This window comes from Streptomyces sp. R21 (assembly GCF_041051975.1).
Lineage (GTDB): Bacteria > Actinomycetota > Actinomycetes > Streptomycetales > Streptomycetaceae > Streptomyces.
Map to the genome: position 1 here is coordinate 2,692,506 of NZ_CP163435.1, position 18,787 is coordinate 2,711,292.

Here is an 18,787-nt window from a genome sequence, read left to right on the forward strand (position 1 = left end):
CCGCCCGTCAGAAATGACCTTCCGAGATCGCCGGAATCGCACACGCTACCGCCTCCGCCGGAGAGAGCACCGGCGGAGGCGGACTGCCCTGGTTCCAGAGGGAGTTCAGTTCACGGCGAGAGTGAAGACGTGCAGGTCCGCGTTGTCCGGCAGTTTCACGCTGCTGATGATCCTGCCCGCCGGAGCCGTGAACGGCCTGGTCGCGAAGACGTACGTGGCGACCGGGTCCTTGTCGGCGCCCGCGACATTGCGGTACGCGGCCTTGGCGACAACCTCGTTGCCGTACTGGACGGTGCCGCCTCCGCCGCCGACGGTCCAGTCGGTGAAGGAGAGGTCGACGGCGTCCGTACTGCCGTCGGTGTAGGTGACCATCGCCTTGGTCGCCTGGTTGCCGTTGACCGCACTGCCGACGAAGCTCAACTGCGTGGCGGGCGTGGGCAGTTCGATGAGCTGAGAGGTCGCCGAGGCATTGTCGGGGCGGCCCGACGGCGAGTCGGGCCAGACGAAGGCGAGGCCGCCGGACACCGTGCCGTGCTTGCCGGAGGTCAGGCCCGCGGCGGCGAGGGCCTGACGGGAGTAGCTCCAGCCGCCGCCGTCGAAGTCGGCCTCGTCGTGCTCACCGTCGTCGTCCGAGATCCCCGTGTTGTCGTACGCGGCGAGCAGCGAGCCGGGGGCCGCGACGGTGAGGGCGACCGGCTGCTCGTACGACGTGCCGTCGGACGTGACGGTGACCTTGACGTCGTGGAAGCCCTGTTCGGCGCTGTCCGCGGCGGTCAGGGTGATCTCCTGGGAGCCGTCGGTCACCGTGCCCTCGGCGGGGGTCGCGGTCACGCCGTCCGGGGTCTGCACCCGGAAGCGGACCTCGGGCCCGGTGCCGCCGCTCAGCGCGAGCGCACGGATGCGGATCTTCGTGCTGCCGCCGGGCGCGAGCGTCGCCGCCGTCGGCCCCACACCGATCTGGTACGGCTGCTCGCCCGCACGGAAGGACGGCGGGGCGTCGGCCGCGTCGGTGCCCCAGGTGCGGTTCGGGGTGCCGGAGAGCGTGTAGTCGAGGGTGCCGCCGTCGCGGACGAAGGAGGCGGGGAGCCAAGGGCGGTCACTGGTACGGCCGTTGAGCTTGAGCGCCTGGATGTACGGGGAGCCCGCGGCGGCTCCCGTCGCGCGGATGTGGATGCCCTTGCCGCCGGGGCGGTTGATCTCGACTCGGGGGAACAGCGGTGAGGCCAGGGTGAGTTCGGGTCGGGACGGCACCTGGGGGTACATGCCGAGCGCGGAGAAGACGTACCAGGACGACATCTCACCGAGGTCGTCGTTGCCGGGGATGCCGCCTGCTTGCGTCGACCAGAGCTTGCCCATCGCCGCGCGGACCGTCTCCTGCGTCTTGAAGGGGGCACCCGCGTAGGCGTACAGGTAGGGCACGTTCACCGAGGGCTCGTTGTCCAGCTCGGACTTGTCGCCGCCGCTGCCCGAGAAGGCCCAGCTGCCGTCGGCGTTGTGGAAGAAGGCGTCCAGGCGGGCCGTCGCCTTGTCGCGGCCACCCATCGCCGCGAAGAGTCCGGCCGGGTTGTGCTGCACCATCCAGGTGTACTGGGCGGCCGTGCCCTCGACGAACCCGTTGCCGGTGGCCGGGGTGAAGCCGGTGACCCAGCTGCCGTCGGCCTTGCGGCCCGCGATGTAGCCGCCGGTCGGGTCGGCGGCGATGTTGAAGTTGTTCTGCCACCACTGGGACCGCTTGGCGAAGATCGCCGCCGTGCTCTTCTCCCCTGCCGCGCGGGCGAGTTGGGAGATCGCGAAATCGGCGCCCGACATTTCGAGGGTCTCCGCCGCGCCGCCCCAGGCGTTGGAGACGGACGGCATGTAGTGGTGCTCCATGTACTTGTCCAGGGACGGGCGTTGGCCCACGGACAGCACCGGCTTGCCCGCCGACGACAGATCCTGGGCTGTCGGTACCGTCGCCGCCTTCACCAGCGAATCCAGCGCGCCGCGCAGGTCGAAGCCGGTGCCGCCGAAGGCCCTGATGCCGGCGAGGGCGGGCGCCGAGGGATCGCCGTTCATCACATGCGTGCCGCTCGCACCGTGCAGCCAGCGGTCCCAGACTCCCCCGTTCTGCCGGGCGAGTTCGAGGAGCGACTGCGCGATGTCCGAGCCGGTGCGCGGATCGAGCAGGGTCAGCAGCTGGACCTGGGAGCGGTAGACGTCCCAGCCGGAGAAGGTGCCGTACTGCGCCCGGTGACCGCGGCTCACGACGTGCACCCTGTCGTCGCTTCCCCGGTATCTGCGGTCGGCGTCGCTGATGACGTTCGGGTGCAGGAGGGAGTGGTAGAGCGCCGTGTAGAAGGTGGTGCGCTCGGCCTCCGTGCCGCCGCCGACCCCGATGGCGCCCAGCCGGTCGCGCCAGGCCCTGCGGGCGGCCTCGCGGACGGCGTCGAAGGATCTGTTCGGCGGGTTCTCTGCCGCGAGGTTCGCCTCCGCGCCCGCCCGACTGACGTACGAGATCCCGACCTTGACGTTCACGGGATCCGCGCCGGGCGCGAACTCCACGTAGCCGCCGGCGCCCTTGCCCGCGACGGGACGGCCGCCCTGCGCGAACCCGCCGGTGCCGCCGCTCGCCTCGGTGGAGCCCGGGCTCAGCCTGTCGTCCTGCCAGGTGCCGGTCGCCTTGAAGTCACGGTCGAAGCGGGCGGTGAAGTGGAGGGTGTAGTAGGCGCGTCGGCCTTCGGGGTCGAGGTGGCCGCAGAAGTTCCCCGAGGTGACGGAGCCGGAGACCGTGCGGGTCGCCGGGTCGATGCGGAGGTCCGAAGTCGTGGAGCCCACCTCGGAGTTGGCTGCGCGGATCAGCAGCGAGGCAGGCTTGTCGGCGGGGAAGGTGAAGCGGCCCGAACCGGTGCGTGCGGTCGCCGTGAGGTCGGCGGTGACCCCCGAGGAGAGCCCCACCTTGTAGTGGCCGGGCTCCGCGGTCTCGTCGGTGTGCTTGAAGTCCGCGGCGTACACGGCGTCCTTCGTGTCGCTCGCCGGGGAGGAGGTGACGTCACCGGCGTACGGGAAGAACGGGATGTCGCCGCTGCCGCCCGCGCAGTCCGTGCCGGACATGTGGGTCAGGCTGAAGCCCCGGATGCGGGTGGCGTCGTACTGGTAGCCACCCGGGGCCGCCGTACGCGTCGCGTCGCCGCGGGTGTTCTCGGGGCTCCAGGAGAGCATGCCGAACGGCACGACGGCGCCGGGGAAGACATTGCCGCCGTTCCTGGTGCCGATGAGCGGGTCGACGTACGGAGTGGGGTCCCGGACCGGGTCCGGTGGGGCGGCCGCGGGTGCGGCCAGAGCCGGGAGGGCGCTGCCGGCTGTCAGAACGACGGCGAGCAGCACGGATGACGGACGGAAACGCATGACGCGGCCCCTCCTCCTTCGGACGGGTCGCGCACCACGGGTCGCACAAGCCGCAGGGACAGTAACGTGCGCCACCGGTACCACGGAAGACCGCGTACGGCACCGGAGGCACGCCCTGGGTGTCACCCGTCGGGAGCAGCGGCGCGGCACACCTCGGTGGGGCAACGGTTTGCCGTCGAGGTCAACTGACTTGACATCGTTGTCCGTTGAGACGGTAGTCTTGTATAGACCACTCGACAACGTTGTCGCACGCCACGGCCGTCGATGTCACAAGCCACGCTCCATCCCGGGCCGGGACTCCCCCGACCGCGCTCGGGCTCGCGGACCGGGTGAGTCCCGAACACCCACCCGGTCCGCCCTGAGCGAGCTCAACCGACCCGACAGGGAAGCGTCGTTGACGGATCGTCACCCGAGCCCTGGACGACGTAGCCGAACGTCGAGGTGCCGCCGGGACTCAGCGACCCGTTCCAGTCGGCGTTGTGCACCATCACCTCCTGACCGTTGTAGGTCGCGTTCCCGTTCCACAGGCTGGCCACCGACTGCCCGCTCGGCAGCGTCCAGTCGACCATCCAGCCGAGCATGGGCACGTCGCCGGTGTTCTTGACGGTCACCTCGGCCTGATAGCCGCCGTTCCAGCTGTTGGTCGTACGACGGGTGGCGGAGCACTCGCCGGGCACGGGATCGGTCGGGTTGCCCGGGTCGTGAATGCCCGTCACCTCACCGTTGCCGCCGTCGAAGACGACGTCGGAGCAGGAGTAGAAGGTCTCCGCGCTGTCGGAGCGCTGCCAGACCATGTAGATGATGTGGCGGCCCGACTTGCCGGCCGGGAGCTTGCCGCTCCAGGAGTAGTTGGCCTCGACCGTGCCCGGTGTGCCGTTGAGCGGCGGGTGGTCGACGCTCAGGAACGGCTGGTCCTCCATGTCGTTCCAGGTGAGCGCCTTCGTCGGGTCATAGCCGTCCTTGGTGACGTAGACGTAGAACCAACCCGGGTGCGCGGCCCAGGCGTTGTAGGAGAAGTCGACGGTCGCGCCCGAGGTCAGGTGGGTGAGCGGCCAGTCGTTGCGCGGGAGGTTGAAGCCCGTGAAGTTGGGGTTGCCGCCGCTGCACAGCTCCCCGTCGGGCACGAAGCCGCGGGTGCGGCCGGCGCCGTCGGAGCGAAGCACCGAGAACCAGTTGTAGAACGGCGTGGTGCCGCTGACCTGCTGCGCCGCTTTGCAGGCCGGGTTGACGGGCTTGATCTCACCGGTGTCGGTGAGTCCGTCGCGCCAGCACAGGAATGTACGGCTGCCGGGCTTCATGGGGGTGCCGTGGGCTGCCGCGCGGCCGCCGGCGGTGACCACCAGACCGAGGGCCGGGACGGTGGTGAGCAGGGCCAGCAGGACGAGCAGAAGGGCCCTGCGGCGGGTGCGGGAAGGTGACGGTAATCGCGGAATTGTTAAGTGCATGACAAGAGCTCCTTCGCTCGATGCCGTGGGGGTTCCGCGCGAGGTGGAAGCGGTCCCGGCACGGCGGGTTCCGGTCCGCCGGCTGATGGGAGCGCTCCCACCTCACTCACCGGTGAAGCTAGCGCGCGGCGGGACCTCTGTAAACGTCCAGCGCAACGAGGGCCGCACCCGGATGGGTGCGGCCCTCGCCATGACTGAGAACTCACGTGTGTACGCGGGACGTTGAGACCCTCAGGCCTCAAGCGCCCGTCTGCTCACCGGTGGTGAGGCGACGTCAGATAGTGCTGGCGCAGCAGCTTCCTCCCGTAGTCGTTGCCGTTCGGCGTGCGGGTGACGGAGTGCACGTGCTTCTGGGGGGCGCCACTGCCCTGCGTGGCGCCGTACGCGCCCGCGAGCGGGGCCGGTGCCTGGTTTCCTCGGGTGCCACGAGACGTCACCCGCCGAGGAGAACTCGGCTGCCTCAGTTGTGCCTGCACGAGTCGAGGCGCACTCACCGAACTGAAGCGGGAACAGGCCCGTCTGCCAGGGCAGCGGCACAGCGGCTGACCGCCGACCCGTGCGGTCAGACGGACGCCGTCGACGTACACGCGGGCGACGGCCGGCCGGAGTCGCCCGTCGCCGGCAGCGCGATCGTGAACTCCGTGCGGCCGGGGACGCTCTCCACGTGGATGCGGCCACCGTGCGCTGTCGTGATCGCCTCGGCGATGGCGAGGCCCAGGCCCGAGCCGCCCTCCCGGCCCGTGGTGCGGGAGCGCGACGCGTCGGCGCGGGTGAAGCGTTCGAAGACCGTGGGGAGGAGCGCGGGCGGGATGCCCGGGCCGTCGTCCCGTACGCGGATGACACAGTGCGTGTCCGTCGCCTCCACCGAGGCGATGACCGTCGTGCCAACAGGTGTGTGCATACGAGCGTTGGCCAACAGGTTGGCCACCACCTGGTGCAGCCGGGCCTCGTCGCCGACGACCAGCGCCGGGGTGTCGAGCAGCAGCGCCAGCTGCCAGTTGTACCCCTCCCCCGCGGCCCGCGCGTCCCACACCGCCTCCGCGACGAGCGAGGCGAGATCCACCTCGGCGGACCGCAGCGACCGCCCCTCGTCGAGCCGGGCAAGCAGCAGCAGATCCTCGACGAGCCCGGTCATCCGCGCCGACTCGGCCAGGACACGGCGCCAGGCCAGGTCCGGTTCGATCCGTTCGGTGCCCCGGTTCATGAGTTCCGCGTATCCGGCGATGGAGGCGAGCGGCGTACGGAGTTCGTGGCTGGCGTCGGCGAGGAAGCGCCGCATCCGTTCCTCGCTGCGGCGCATCTCCTCCTCGCCCCGCTGCCGCTCCGCGAGCGAGGACTCCACGTGGTCGATCATCCGGTTGAGCGCGGCACCGACCTGGCCCGCCTCGCTGCCCGGGTCGGTGTCGCGGTCGGGCACCCGGGTCAGCGCGGTGACCTCGCCGTGGCCGAGCGGGGAGCGGGACACCTCGACGGCGGTGGCGGCGACCCGGCCCAGCGGGCGCAGCTGGCGCCGGATGACGACGACGCAGACGAAGCCCGCGGCCGTCAGGCCCACGGCGGCCACCACGGCCTCGACCACGACCAGGCCGCTGATCATGTCCTGTACGTCGTCCATCGGGAGCCCGGCGAGGACGGGTACGCCGTCGCCCGCCAGGGCGGTCACGCGGTAGGTGCCGAGGCCCGGGACGGTGAGCGTGTGCAGGGTGCCGTCGGTGGTGACGCCCGCGAGGGCCGCCCGCTGACGGCTGCTCAGCACCTGCTGGCCGCCGTCCCGGGTGACGACCTCGGCGGCGCTGATGTGCCCGTCGTCGAACCGGGCGGCCAGCGTGCCCACGGCCTGCCCCCGCTCGTTCAGGAACCCGAGGTCGGTGTCGGACTCCTGGCCCTCCCGGCGCTGCAGACCGCCCTGGCTGCGCTCGGCCGCGTCGGTGACGCGCTCGTCCAGGTTGCCCAGCAGATAGGCGCGTTGGGCGAAGATCGTGGTGAGCGCCAGGGCGGCGCAGACGGCGACCAGCGTGGCGCCGACGAAGACCAGCAACCGGGTGCGCAGGGACCGCCCGCCCAGCCGGGCCCGCAGCCGGCGGCCGGAGTGCCGGGCGCTCATCTCCCGTCCTCCGGCGGCCTGATGGCGTACCCGACCCCGCGCACGGTGTGGATCATCGGCGCGCGCCCCTTGTCGATCTTCCGGCGCAGGCTGGAGATGTACACCTCGACGAGGTTCCCGCCGGCGTCGAAGGAGCTGCTCCACACATGGGCCAGGATCCGGGCCTTGCTCAGCACCTGGCGGGGGTGGCTCAGCAGCAGGCCGAGCAGCTCGAACTCCTTGGCGGTGAGCTGGATCGCCGTACCGTCGCGGTGTACTTCGCGGGTCTCCTCGGCCAGTACGAGATCGCCGAGCACGGCCAAGTGCGGCGCGCTGTGTCCGTCCGCCGCCGGGTAGGGCCGCCAGCCCGCCTCGGTGACGGCCACGGACAGCAGCTCGGTGAGCGTGGGCTCGTCGTCGACGATCAGGACACGGACACGATCGCTTCGGGTGCCGGACATGTGCCGATCGTGTCCCGGTGGCCTGGGGGAATCCTGTGTTCCGGCTTTGGCCCAGCCGTGCGGACATCACGGTACGGCGAAGGGCCGCACCCCTGTCACCAGGAGTGCGGCCCTTCAACTGCCGTACCGGACCGCGTACTTCTACTTGCGGATCAGGCTGCGCAGCACGTACTGCATGATGCCGCCGTTGCGGTAGTAGTCCGCCTCACCGGGGGTGTCGATGCGGACGACCGCGTCGAACTCGACACCGGTGTCGGTGGTGACCTTGACCGTGCGCGGGGTGGTGCCGTTGTTCAGCTCCTCGACGCCGGTGAAGGAGAAGGTCTCCTCGCCGGTCAGGCCGAGGGTCTCGGCGGTCGCGCCCTCCGGGAACTGGAGCGGCAGGACGCCCATGCCGATGAGGTTCGAGCGGTGGATGCGCTCGTACGACTCGGCGATGACGGCCTTGACGCCGAGCAGCGCGGTGCCCTTGGCGGCCCAGTCGCGGGACGAGCCGGAGCCGTATTCCTTGCCGGCCAGGATGGCCAGCGGGATGCCCTGCTCGATGTAGTTGCGCGAGGCGTCGTAGATGAACGACACCGGCGCGTCGGCCTGGGTGAAGTCGCGGGTGAAGCCGCCCTCGGTGCCCGGCGCGATCTGGTTGCGCAGGCGGATGTTGGCGAACGTGCCGCGGATCATGACCTCGTGGTTACCGCGACGGGAGCCGTACGAGTTGAAGTCGCGGCGCTCGACGCCGTGCTCCGTCAGGTACTTGCCCGCCGGGGTGTCGGCCTTGATCGCACCGGCCGGGGAGATGTGGTCGGTGGTGACCGAGTCGCCCAGCTTGGCGAGGACGCGCGCGCCGGCGATGTCGGAGACCGGGGTGGTCTCCATCGTCATGCCCTCGAAGTAGGGGGGCTTGCGGACGTACGTCGACTCCGCGTCCCACTCGAAGGTGTTGCCGGTCGGGATCGGCAGCGCCTGCCACTGGGCGTCGCCCGCGAAGACGTCGGCGTAGGACTTGTTGAACATGTCCTCGCCGATGGCGTTCGCCACGACGTCGTTGACCTCGGCCTCGGAGGGCCAGATGTCGGCCAGGAAGACCGGCTTGCCGTCCTGGTCGGTGCCGAGCGCGTCCTTGGTGATGTCCACCTTCATGGATCCCGCGAGGGCGTACGCGACGACCAGCGGCGGGGAGGCCAGGTAGTTCATCTTGACGTCGGGGTTGATCCGGCCCTCGAAGTTGCGGTTGCCGGAGAGGACCGACGTGACCGCCAGGTCGTGCTCGTTGACCGCCTTCGAGACCTCCTCGGGCAGCGGGCCCGAGTTGCCGATGCAGGTGGTGCAGCCGTAGCCGACGAGGTTGAAGCCGACCTTGTCGAGGTAGGGGGTGAGCCCCGCCTTGTCGAAGTAGTCGGTGACGACCTTGGAGCCCGGGGCGAGGGTGGTCTTGACCCACGGCTTGCGGGTCAGGCCCTTCTCCACGGCCTTCTTCGCGACGAGCGCGGCGGCGACCATGACGTACGGGTTCGAGGTGTTGGTGCAGGAGGTGATGGCCGCGACCGTCACCGCACCGTGGTCGATCTCGTAGGTCGAGCCGTCGGGGGCCGTGACCAGGGTCGGGCGGGTCGGCACACCGTTGGTGGAGGCCGGGGCGTCGGAGGCCGGGAAGGACTCCTTGCCCGCCTCGTCGTCCTCGTCCACGTAGTTGCGGACGTCCAGCGCGAACTGCTGCGCGGCGTTCGCGAGGACGATGCGGTCCTGCGGGCGCTTCGGGCCGGCGATCGACGGGACGACCGTCGAGAGGTCCAGCTCCAGCTTCTCGGAGAAGTCGGGCTCGGCGGCCGGGTCGAGCCAGAGGCCCTGCTCCTTGGCGTACGCCTCGACGAGCGCGAGCTGCTGGGCGTCGCGGCCCGTCAGCTTCAGGTACTTGATGGTCTCGCCGTCGATCGGGAAGATCGCGGCCGTGGAGCCGAACTCCGGCGACATGTTGCCGATGGTGGCGCGGTTGGCGAGCGAGGTGGCGGCGACACCCTCGCCGTAGAACTCGACGAACTTGCCGACGACGCCGTGCTTACGCAGCATCTCGGTGATCGTGAGCACCAGGTCGGTGGCGGTCGTGCCCGGCTTGAGCTCACCGGTCAGCTTGAAGCCGACGACGCGCGGGATGAGCATCGAGACCGGCTGGCCGAGCATCGCGGCCTCGGCCTCGATGCCGCCGACGCCCCAGCCCAGGACGCCCAGGCCGTTGACCATCGTGGTGTGCGAGTCGGTGCCGACCAGGGTGTCGGGGTAGGCCTGACCGCCCCGGACCATGACCGTACGAGCGAGGTGCTCGATGTTCACCTGGTGGACGATGCCGGTGCCCGGCGGGACGACCTTGAAGTCGTCGAAGGCGGTCTGGCCCCAGCGCAGGAACTGGTAGCGCTCCTTGTTGCGGCCGTACTCCAGCTCGACGTTCTGCGCGAACGCGTCGTTGGTGCCGAACTTGTCGGCGATGACGGAGTGGTCGATGACCAGCTCGGCCGGGGAGAGCGGGTTGACCTTCGCCGGGTCGCCGCCGAGCTCCTTGACGGCCTCGCGCATGGTGGCGAGGTCCACGACGCAGGGCACGCCGGTGAAGTCCTGCATGATCACGCGGGCGGGCGTGAACTGGATCTCCTGGCTGGGCTGCGCCTGCGAGTCCCAGCCTCCGAGGGCCCGGATGTGGTCGGCGGTGATGTTCGCGCCGTCCTCCGTGCGGAGCAGGTTCTCCAGCAGCACCTTCAGGCTGTACGGAAGGCGAGCCGAGCCTTCCACCTTGTCCAGCCGGAAGATCTCGTACGACTCGTCGCCCACCTGCAGCGTGCTGCGGGCGTCGAAGCTGTTCGCCGACACGACAGTCTCCTTCATTGATGTGCGCGTACCCACCGCATCCTGCCGCCACGACGTCTTGGCCATTCCGCTGAGGTCAGGCTAAGTTAGGTAACCCTTACCAGGGTGGCGACTGCGGGGCGCCTCGGCAGATATCTCGATGTCGAGATAACTCTAGTACATGGGGGCCGGATGGTCATGCCCGGGCTTAAGCGCGGCACCAGCGGGTCTTCCTAGCCTGCGGTCGTCCGCGGCACCCTCGCGTGCCGATGTGCGACCACAGGTGAGCCGCCCCACGGGCCACCGACAGGGAGGAAGGCCTGATGAACGCGCCCGCACAGGAGCTGGAGTTCCCCGGAGCCGACCGGCCGCTGCCCGACGCCGCGCTGCGCGCGAAGCGTGAGGAGCTGATCGCGCGGCACGCGCTGGCCGAGTTCGCGCAGGATGTGGACGGTGTGCTGGCCACGTTCGCCCGCGGCGCCCGTTACATCATGATGCCGTTCGACGAGGTGCTCCTCGACGGCGACGACGCGGTGCGCGGCTACTTCGACGAACTGCACCGGGCCTTCCCCGACATGGACCACGAGCTGATCAAGTTCCACCACGCCCCCGACGCGGTGTTCCTGGAGGGCCGGATCGCCGGCACCCAGGCAGCCGACTGGCGCGGCATCCCCAACCGCGGCAAGCGGATGTCCCTGGACGTGCTGACCATCTTCCACTTCGACGGCGAGGTCCTGGTCGACGAGACCACGTACTACGACGAGGCGACCCTCGCGAAGCAGCTGGCCTGAGGAGGATCGAGATGACAGTCGATTTCACCCGTCCCGAACAGCCCACCGCCGGGAGTCCGCTGGACGGCCGCCACACCGTGGTGATCGGCGGATCGTCCGGGATAGGCCTCGCGGTGGCCGAGGCGGTGATCCGGCGAGGGGGCCGCGTCACCATCGGATCGCGGAACAAGGAGAAGCTGGCCGCGGCCGAACAGGAGCTAGGCGACGCCGCCCGCGGCCTGGTCGTGGACATCGGCGACGAGGAGTCGGTGCGTGACTTCTTCGCCGAGGCCGGACCCCTCGACCACCTGGTCTGCTCGGCCGGCGACATCGCCATGGGCCCGGTCGCGCAGATCGATCTCGCGCAGGCACGCCACTCGATGGACACGAAGTTCTTCGGCCAGCTGCTGAGCGTGCGTCACGCACTGCCCGGACTCGCGGCCGACGGCTCGGTGGTGCTGATGTCCGGCACGGCCGGCTGGCTCACCGGGCCCGGTCTCGGCGTCGTCGCCGCCGCTAACCTCGCCGTGCACGCGCTGGGCCGCGTGCTGGTCCGGGAGCTGGCGCCGATCCGGGTCAACATGGTGGCCCCCGGCGTCATCGACACGCCGTACTGGGACCCGTACGACCCCGCGGTGCGCGACCAGGTCTTCGCGGACGCGTCGCAGAGCAACCCGGTCGGCCGGGTCGGCCAACCGGAGGAGGTGGCCCACGCGGTGATGTGCCTGCTGGAGAACGCGTTCGCCAACGGGGTCACGCTTCCCGTGGACGGGGGCCTGCAGCTCGCCGGATGAACCCCCGGCACCCGACACCCGACACACCCGGCGCTCCGGTACCCGACAAGGCCCCACCCGCGTGGTGGGGCCTTGTCGTATGTGCGCCCGAGGTGCCATCAGCGAGCCAAGTCGGGGTACCCGGGCGGGACCTAGCCACCGGACAACCCTCACAGGGAGGCGCAGATGCCGCTCACGTTCCGCAAGAGCTTCCGAATTCTTCCCGGAGTACGGCTGAACATCAACAAAGGTTCCTGGTCCCTCACCACCGGCAGCGGGCGCGGCCCGCGACACACGCGCAGCAGTTCAGGACGTCGTACGACATCGATGGATTTGCCCGGACCTTTCGGATGGCGCCGCACCCGTAGCACCAGGCATCATTGACGGGCCGTCACCCGAACGCCCCCCGGGATGCGCCATCTCATATCTGAGATAGCCTCAACCTCATGGCAGACGATTACCTCGTACGCATCGGCAAGCTCATCCGTGACGCCCGGCAGCACCGGGGCTGGACACAGTCACAGCTCGCCGAGGCACTCGGCACCAGTCAGAGTGCCGTCAATCGCATCGAGCGCGGCAACCAGAACATCAGCCTTGAGATGATCGCTCGAATCGGTGAAGCGCTGGACAGCGAGATCGTCTCGCTCGGGTACGCGGGTCCGATGCACCTGCGCGTGGTCGGTGGACGTCGGTTGTCCGGCTCCATCGACGTGAAGACCAGCAAGAACGCGTGTGTGGCACTGCTGTGCGCGACGCTCCTCAACAAGGGGCGCACGGTGCTGCGCCGGGTCGCCCGCATCGAGGAGGTGTACCGCCTTCTGGAGGTACTCGGCTCGATCGGCGTACGCACCCGTTGGATCAACGAGGGCGTCGACCTGGAGATCGTGCCGCCGGCCGAGCTGGACATGGCGGCGATCGACGCCGAGGCGGCCATCCGCACCCGCTCGATCATCATGTTCCTCGGCCCGCTGCTGCACCGCATGGACAGCTTCAAGCTGCCCTACGCGGGCGGCTGCGACCTCGGCACGCGGACGATCGAGCCGCACATGATCGCGCTGCGCCGCTTCGGCCTGGACATCGCGGCGACCGAGGGGCTCTACCACGCGCAGGTCGACCGGTCCGTCTCCCCCGACCGCCCGATCGTGCTGACCGAGCGCGGCGACACGGTGACCGAGAACGCGCTGCTGGCGGCCGCGCGGCACGCGGGTGTGACGATCATCCGCAACGCTTCCTCGAACTACATGGTCCAGGACCTGTGCTTCTTCCTGGAGGCCCTGGGAGTACGGGTCGAGGGCATCGGCACCACCACGCTCACCGTGCACGGCGTGCCGAACATCGACGTCGACGTGGACTACTCCCCCTCCGAGGACCCGGTCGAGGCGATGAGCCTGCTCGCCGCCGCGGTGGTCACCGAGTCGGAGCTCACCGTGCGCCGGGTGCCGATCGAGTTCCTGGAGATCGAGCTCGCGGTCCTGGAGGAGATGGGCCTCGACCACGACCGCACCCCGGAGTACTTCGCCGACAACGGCCGTACACGGCTGATCGACCTGACGGTCCGCCCCTCCAAGCTGGAGGCGCCGATCGACAAGATCCACCCGATGCCGTTCCCGGGCCTGAACATCGACAACGTCCCGTTCTTCGCGGCCATCGCGGCCTCCGCGCAGGGCAAGACCCTCATCCACGACTGGGTCTACGACAACCGCGCGATCTACCTCACGGACCTCAACCGCCTCGGCGGCCGCCTCCAACTCCTCGACCCGCACCGGGTCCTGGTCGAGGGTCCGACCCGCTGGCGCGCCGCCGAGATGATGTGCCCGCCCGCACTGCGGCCCGCCGTGGTCGTCCTGCTGGCGATGATGGCCGCCGAGGGCACGTCCGTCCTGCGGAACGTGTACGTCATCAACCGCGGGTACGAGGACCTGGCGGAGCGGCTGAACTCGATCGGGGCGCAGATCGAGATCTTCCGGGACATCTGAGGTCCCGCGGAGACAGGCCGTCGCTCTCGCGTCCTGAGCGGACTGGTCCTGCGCGGACTGGTCCTGCCAAGAGGCGGGTTGCGGCTCAGGAGGATGTCACTTTGCGTACATGCTCCAGGCTCGGTGCGGCCAGGACGCCGTGCAGCTGCTGGAAGAGCTGACGGGCTGCCACCGCGTTCCAGTCGTCGGGAAGCAGTTCGGCCGGGAGACCCGGGTCGAGGTAGGGCAGGCGTCGCCATTGCGTGACCATGGGGACGTAGTGCCGGAACGCCTGTCCGGCGTCGATGTCCTTCTGCTTCTCCATGGACCGCAGGACCGGAAGGTAGGTGTCGGTGAAGTCCGCGTACTGGGCCTCGATCGCGGGGAAGTCCCACCACGTGCTCACGGTGGTGCGCAGGTCGCTGAAGGCGGCGTACCGGGAGGCGAACAGGTGGACGTAGTCGCTGAGGCCGAGGCGCTCCAGTGTGGCCCTGGTCGGTTCCAGCAGCCGGGCCGGCGCCAGCCAGACACCCGGCGCCATGTTGCCGAAGCCGAGCCAGGTCAGCCGGGTGCGCAGCTGGTAGCGGAAGGTGCGCTCGGACTCGGGTACGGAGAAGACCGCCATGACCCAGCCGTCTTCCAGCGCGGCGGGCTCGAGGCTCTCGAAGATGCGGCGGTCTCCCTCGTCGAAGACGGGGTGCATCGCGGGGCTGAGGCTGTACCCCGTGCCTGAGCGGCGCTCGGGCACGAGCACCCCGCGCTTCTTCAACCGGGAGATCGCGGAGCGCACCGCCTGACTGTCCACGTCGAGCTCCCCCATCAGCACGATCAGGCTGGCGATGGAGATCCACCCGCCGAGCCCCCGGACGAATGCTCCGTAGACCGTGTTGATGAGGGAGCTTGGCCGAATGGGGCTGTCCACCTGATCGCCTTCCGTCGTGTGCGGTGGCGATCCTATCGAGCTGCGGCCCCGCTCCCGGGTCGGCCGGTTTCCCTGTCCGGGTCATTCCCCGCTGGTGGAGGCGGGTCCGAACGGCGCCTGCGCGAAGGCTCCGGAGAGCAGATGTCCCGCCCCGGGGGCCACCGCGGGAAGCCCGAGCGCCCGCAGCATCTGGTGGGCGGTGCAGATCGCCGCGGAGACCACGGGCTTGCCCAGCAGCTGCTCGGCCTCCTCGACGGCACCCAGGGAGGGCATCTGGACACAGGCGGACAGCACGACCGCGTCCGCGTCGGCGTGGTCGAGCGCGCGGGCCAGGCCGGGCAGCTTCGCCGGATCGTGCGCGGCCACATCGAGGTTGTTGGGGATCTCCAGCGCCTCGTAGTCCAGGACCTCGATGCCCTCCTGCGTGAGGTAGTCGACGACGGTCCGCGTCAGGGGGCGCATGTAGGGGGCGAGAAGGGCGATCTTCCTGGCACCGAGTGTGTGCAGGCCGTGGACGAGCGCGCCGGCGCTGGTGACGACCGGCGCCGGGGCTCCGTTCTCGGCGGTACGGCCGTGCAGGCGCTCCTCGGAGGTGCGGTGGTAACCCGGGCCCATGCTCATGATGGCGACCAGGCAGGCGTAACCGAGTACGTCCACGTGGGCGTCGGAGAGTTCCAGGGCGCACCGGTCGGAGTCGGCGTCCATGGCCTTGAGTTGCTCGGGCGTGACGTGCGTCATGCGCATCCGGCTGGAGTGGAAGGTGAAGCGTTCCGGCGCGACGGTCTCCCGCGCGCGCAGGATGGCCGGCACCTCGCTCTCCATGGTGACGTTGGAACTCGGAACGATCTGGCCGATCCGGTATGTGCGTGAGGCCAAGGGATTCTCCTGGTGGGCGTGGCGGGGTGCGGCGCGTCAGCGGGCGTCGACGACGGGGTTGGTGAGCGTGCCGATGCCCTCGACGGTGGCCTCGACCGTGTCACCGGGCACGAGGAACTGCGGCGGGACCATGCCGGCGCCGACCCCGGAGGGGGAACCGGTGGCGATGACGTCGCCGGGTTCCAAGGTGACGCCGGAGCTGATGTCGGCGATGAGCCGGGCGATCGGGAAGAGCATGTGGCGGGTGTTCGACTTCTGCTTGGTCACGCCGTTGACCCGCAGTTCGAGGTCGAGGGACATGGGGTCGGCGAGGTCGTCGGTGGTGACGATCGCGGGGCCGAACGGGGCGTAGGAATCCTGCCCCTTGGAGAAGAACCACTGTCCTGAGCGGCGCTGGTCGCGGGCACTGATGTCGTTGACGATGCTGTAGCCGAAGACATGGTCGAAGGCGTCGTCCTCGCTGACGCGGAAGGCGGTGCGGCCGATGACCACGGCCAGCTCGCACTCCCAGTCCAGCTGCTCGGTGAGGTCGGCGTTGTGCAGGATCGGCCGGCCGGGGCCGGTCACAGCGGTGGACGGCTTGCTGAACAGGACCGGCCTCGGGGGCAGTTGCCTGTCGGTGTCGAGGCTGCGGCTGGACTCCTCGACGTGTTCGACGTAGTTCAGGCCGACACCGATGATCTTGCCGGGCCGCAGCGGGGCTTCCAGCGTGACGTCGTCCAGCCGGTGGGTGGCCTCGGCCGGCCAGACGGCACCGTCGGTGGCGAGCAGGCGCCGGGCGGTGTCCTGCGCGGCGGCGCCGGCCCGGACCAGGGACAGCAGGTCCTGCGGCAGTTCCTCACCGTGGAAGGCGGCCAGGGTGGCCAGGTCGGCCACGCTGTCGTCGATCCGGGCGCCGAGGCGCGCGGGGCCGTCGCCGAGACGGTAGGTCATCAGATGCATGGGGGTCTCCTAGGGGAAGGGGGCCAAGGGGCAGTCGGGGAGGGTGAGGCGGTGGCGAGGGGGTCAGGTCTCCTCGCCACCGCCTCGGAACCGGGGGCGGCGCGGTGCGGTGACGGCCGCCCTCGGTCGCGCGGCCGTCACCGCACCGGTGTCAGGGCGGGCGGCGGTGGACGCGGCTAGGCGGTGGGCTGGTGCCCTCCGTTGTCGGTGCAGGCCTCTTCCCGCCAGAAGCCGAGCGAGCGCATGACGGGGAAGTCGTTGAACGAGAAGAGGCAGGCGTCCTCGCCCTGGTCGAGGTTGTGGTGCTCGTGCCAGGCCCAGGAGGGGACGCAGAAGATGTCGCCCTCCTGCCAGGCGAACCGCTTGCCTGCGATCACCGACTCCCCGCGGCCCTTGGCCACGGTGTAGATCACCGAGCCGGTGTGCCGGTGGGCCCGGGTGGCCTGGCCGGGGCGCAGCAGCTGCATGTGCGCGCCCATGGTGGGCATGACGGAGCCGCCGGTGACGGGGTCGGTGTACTCCGCGATCACGCCGTCGTAGGGGGACCCTTCGGTTGCCCGGGCCAGGTTGCGCAGAGCGTCGTAGGTCTGCTCCCAGGGGTAGGCGAGCAGCGGGGAGTAGGGGCGGGTCCACTTCTCCATGCCGTACGGCAGCAGGTTGGCGCCGTAGGTGAGCACGGAGGAGTTGATGACCTTTCCGGGCTTCTGGTAGAGCTCGGGATGGACTTCGTAGAACCCGGCGTCGAGGGCGTTGACGAGGGGGATGTCGAGGCCGTCCTGCCAGATGACCGGGCCGTCGTCGGACTCGTTGCCGTGCTCGTGCCAGGTGCCGTTGGGGGTGATGGCGAAGTCGCGCGGGCCGACCCTCAGCTTCTGGCCGTCGACGACGGTCCATGCGCCGGTGCCCTCGTGCACGAAGCGCAGTGCGGCAGCCTGGTGGCGGTGGGCGGTCATGGCCTCGCCGGGGCCCATGATCTGCAGGCCGGTGTACAGCAGTCCGACGGCGGCGCTGACGTCCTTGCGGCCGGGGTTGACGAGCATCACCACGCGCCGGCCGGCGTCGTCGGCCTTGACCAGGTCCAGCGCCTTGCGCACCAGGGGGCGCAGCTCCTCGTACCGCCACAGGACGGGGACGGACTTCGGCTGCGGGTACCAGGGTTCGATGTCATTGGCGACGGTCCACAGCGCGCCTGCGTCCCGTTCGGCGAGTTCGCCGTAGTAGGCGGTGAGTTCGGGGGTGTCACTGACCCGTGCCCGCCCGAGCCGGCTGTCGTCGTGTGCGGTGGTCATGCGTCGTCCTCCTTGGTGGTGTCGGTGCCGTCGGCGGGCAGCGGGGCCCAGTTGTGGTCCGTGGGCTGCCGTCGGGGGTCGGCGGTGAAGGTCACCGGGGTGCGGGGGGTGTTGTCGACGTGGAGCCGGAAGACGTCGAAGCGGTTGTAGTGGCCGACGATGTCGTGCATCTGCTTGGGCTGGATGCACTTGGCGAGGTCGATCTCGGCGTAGACGATTCCCTCGTCGTCCACGAGGGGTTCGGTCACCGGCCTGCCGTCGGGACCGAAGATGCCCGACAGCGCGCTGCGGGGGCGGGCGAGCATGCGCCGTACCTCTTCGTCGTCGCCGGCGACGGTGTCGACGATCTCCGGTGAGATCGTCGAGCAGGAGACGACGGAGAAGACCTTGCCCTCGAAGCTGTGGGCGGCGGTGCGTACCGCGATGGCGTCCGCCATGTCGTAGTCCTCGGGGGCGACCGGCAGCGCGATGTAGCTTGCGGCGTGGACGAGTTCGCCCTGCGCGAGCAGCGTGAAGCGGGCGAGCGTGTTGGTGTTCTCCCCGCAGGCCAGCACGCCCAGGGGTCCGATCGGGGTCTCGTGGACGCGCAGGGAGCTGCCGTCGCCGCCGGTCCAGGTGAGCTTCTCCGCCCAGGTGGGCACCAACTTGCGGTGCACGCCCAGCAGTTGCCCGTCCGGACCGATGGTGAGAAGGGTGTTGTAGAGGACGCCCAGGCTGTGCGGTCCGCGTTCGTTGACGCCGATCACGACGACGACCTTGTGCCGGCGGGCGGCCGCACGCAGCGCGTCCACGTGCGGCCCGGGTATGTCGACGGAGGCGCGGTAGAGGCGTTCGAACCAGGGGGAGCCCTGGACGGGGTTCATCGTCCAGTTCCAGTACGGGTAGCCCGGGACGAACACCTCGGGCAGGACGACGAGCGAGGCTCCGTTGCGGGCGGCCTCCTCGATGAGCGCGATCGCCTTGTCGACGGTGGCGGCCGGGTCGAGGTAGACGGGGGCGGCCTGGACCGCGGCGGCGGTGAAGCGGGGAAAGCTGTCCACGGGTTCCTCCTGGGA

General features: G+C 70.0%; 15 protein-coding genes. 4 read left to right on the top strand and 11 right to left on the bottom strand.

The window, feature by feature from the left end; translation table 11 throughout:
• Positions 1 to 105: 105 nt before the first annotated feature.
• The 6 genes from AB5J56_RS12090 to acnA form a co-directional block, all read right to left on the bottom strand.
• The gene (locus tag AB5J56_RS12090) at positions 106 to 3,384 is read right to left on the bottom strand and encodes a GH92 family glycosyl hydrolase (protein WP_369232702.1); all 3,279 of its coding nucleotides are present in this window, start codon (positions 3,382 to 3,384) and stop codon (positions 106 to 108) included.
• A 368-nt stretch (positions 3,385 to 3,752) separates the two neighbouring features.
• Positions 3,753 to 4,829: a lytic polysaccharide monooxygenase gene (locus AB5J56_RS12095; protein ID WP_369232703.1), complete on the bottom strand. Its 1,077-nt coding sequence runs from the start codon at positions 4,827 to 4,829 to the stop codon at positions 3,753 to 3,755.
• Positions 4,830 to 5,083: 254 nt separating this feature from the next.
• Positions 5,084 to 5,266, bottom strand: a complete 183-nt coding sequence (locus AB5J56_RS12100; RefSeq protein WP_369232704.1) for a hypothetical protein — start codon at positions 5,264 to 5,266, stop codon at positions 5,084 to 5,086.
• Between the two features lie 125 nt (positions 5,267 to 5,391).
• On the bottom strand, positions 5,392 to 6,933 hold the full coding sequence (locus tag AB5J56_RS12105; RefSeq protein WP_369232705.1) for a sensor histidine kinase: 1,542 nt from the start codon (positions 6,931 to 6,933) through the stop codon (positions 5,392 to 5,394).
• Positions 6,930 to 7,373: a DNA-binding response regulator gene (locus AB5J56_RS12110; protein ID WP_369232706.1), complete on the bottom strand. Its 444-nt coding sequence runs from the start codon at positions 7,371 to 7,373 to the stop codon at positions 6,930 to 6,932. The genes AB5J56_RS12105 and AB5J56_RS12110 overlap by 4 nt, the downstream gene beginning before the upstream one ends.
• Before the next feature lie 141 nt (positions 7,374 to 7,514).
• Positions 7,515 to 10,229 (bottom strand): aconitate hydratase AcnA, encoded by a 2,715-nt coding sequence (acnA, locus tag AB5J56_RS12115; protein WP_369232707.1) that lies wholly within the window; start codon positions 10,227 to 10,229, stop codon positions 7,515 to 7,517.
• Positions 10,230 to 10,528: 299 nt separating this feature from the next.
• On the opposite strand from acnA, the gene AB5J56_RS12120 reads away from it, so the two are divergent.
• From AB5J56_RS12120 to AB5J56_RS12135, 4 genes are all read left to right on the top strand, one after another.
• Complete coding sequence (locus tag AB5J56_RS12120) at positions 10,529 to 10,996, top strand: ester cyclase (protein WP_369232708.1); 468 nt, start codon at positions 10,529 to 10,531, stop codon at positions 10,994 to 10,996.
• An 11-nt stretch (positions 10,997 to 11,007) separates the two neighbouring features.
• Complete coding sequence (locus AB5J56_RS12125; protein WP_369232709.1) at positions 11,008 to 11,769, top strand: SDR family oxidoreductase; 762 nt, start codon at positions 11,008 to 11,010, stop codon at positions 11,767 to 11,769.
• Between the two features lie 165 nt (positions 11,770 to 11,934).
• Positions 11,935 to 12,132, top strand: a complete 198-nt coding sequence (locus tag AB5J56_RS12130) for a DUF4236 domain-containing protein (RefSeq protein ID WP_369232710.1) — start codon at positions 11,935 to 11,937, stop codon at positions 12,130 to 12,132.
• 62 nt (positions 12,133 to 12,194) lie between these two features.
• Entirely contained in the window at positions 12,195 to 13,724 is a 1,530-nt protein-coding gene (locus tag AB5J56_RS12135; protein WP_369232711.1) for a helix-turn-helix domain-containing protein, read from the top strand.
• An 85-nt stretch (positions 13,725 to 13,809) separates the two neighbouring features.
• Here AB5J56_RS12135 and AB5J56_RS12140 read toward each other — a convergent pair whose 3' ends face one another.
• From AB5J56_RS12140 to AB5J56_RS12160, 5 genes are all read right to left on the bottom strand, one after another.
• Positions 13,810 to 14,625, bottom strand: a complete 816-nt coding sequence (locus tag AB5J56_RS12140) for a PaaX family transcriptional regulator C-terminal domain-containing protein (RefSeq protein WP_369232712.1) — start codon at positions 14,623 to 14,625, stop codon at positions 13,810 to 13,812.
• A gap of 81 nt (positions 14,626 to 14,706) precedes the next feature.
• Positions 14,707 to 15,447: an Asp/Glu racemase gene (locus AB5J56_RS12145; RefSeq protein ID WP_369242507.1), complete on the bottom strand. Its 741-nt coding sequence runs from the start codon at positions 15,445 to 15,447 to the stop codon at positions 14,707 to 14,709.
• 90 nt (positions 15,448 to 15,537) lie between these two features.
• Complete coding sequence (locus tag AB5J56_RS12150; protein WP_369232713.1) at positions 15,538 to 16,443, bottom strand: fumarylacetoacetate hydrolase family protein; 906 nt, start codon at positions 16,441 to 16,443, stop codon at positions 15,538 to 15,540.
• Between the two features lie 176 nt (positions 16,444 to 16,619).
• The gene (locus AB5J56_RS12155) at positions 16,620 to 17,732 is read right to left on the bottom strand and encodes a cupin domain-containing protein (RefSeq protein WP_369232714.1); all 1,113 of its coding nucleotides are present in this window, start codon (positions 17,730 to 17,732) and stop codon (positions 16,620 to 16,622) included.
• Entirely contained in the window at positions 17,729 to 18,772 is a 1,044-nt protein-coding gene (locus AB5J56_RS12160) for a carbon-nitrogen hydrolase family protein (RefSeq protein WP_369232715.1), read from the bottom strand. Before AB5J56_RS12160 ends, AB5J56_RS12155 begins: the two co-directional genes overlap by 4 nt.
• Between the last annotated feature and the right edge of the window lie 15 nt (positions 18,773 to 18,787).

Bases quoted from the DNA above. Each gene is read 5' to 3' on its own strand.
- AB5J56_RS12145 (WP_369242507.1), bottom strand. From the start codon at position 15,447: ATGGAGAGCGAGGTGCCGGCCATCCTGCGCGCGCGGGAGACCGTCGCG.
- AB5J56_RS12090 (WP_369232702.1), bottom strand. From the start codon at position 3,384: ATGCGTTTCCGTCCGTCATCCGTGCTGCTCGCCGTCGTTCTGACAGCC.
- AB5J56_RS12120 (WP_369232708.1), top strand. From the start codon at position 10,529: ATGAACGCGCCCGCACAGGAGCTGGAGTTCCCCGGAGCCGACCGGCCG.
- AB5J56_RS12095 (WP_369232703.1), bottom strand. From the start codon at position 4,829: ATGCACTTAACAATTCCGCGATTACCGTCACCTTCCCGCACCCGCCGC.
- AB5J56_RS12155 (WP_369232714.1), bottom strand. From the start codon at position 17,732: ATGACCACCGCACACGACGACAGCCGGCTCGGGCGGGCACGGGTCAGT.
- AB5J56_RS12125 (WP_369232709.1), top strand. From the start codon at position 11,008: ATGACAGTCGATTTCACCCGTCCCGAACAGCCCACCGCCGGGAGTCCG.
- AB5J56_RS12130 (WP_369232710.1), top strand. From the start codon at position 11,935: ATGCCGCTCACGTTCCGCAAGAGCTTCCGAATTCTTCCCGGAGTACGG.
- AB5J56_RS12135 (WP_369232711.1), top strand. From the start codon at position 12,195: ATGGCAGACGATTACCTCGTACGCATCGGCAAGCTCATCCGTGACGCC.
- AB5J56_RS12105 (WP_369232705.1), bottom strand. From the start codon at position 6,933: ATGAGCGCCCGGCACTCCGGCCGCCGGCTGCGGGCCCGGCTGGGCGGG.
- AB5J56_RS12150 (WP_369232713.1), bottom strand. From the start codon at position 16,443: ATGCATCTGATGACCTACCGTCTCGGCGACGGCCCCGCGCGCCTCGGC.
- AB5J56_RS12110 (WP_369232706.1), bottom strand. From the start codon at position 7,373: ATGTCCGGCACCCGAAGCGATCGTGTCCGTGTCCTGATCGTCGACGAC.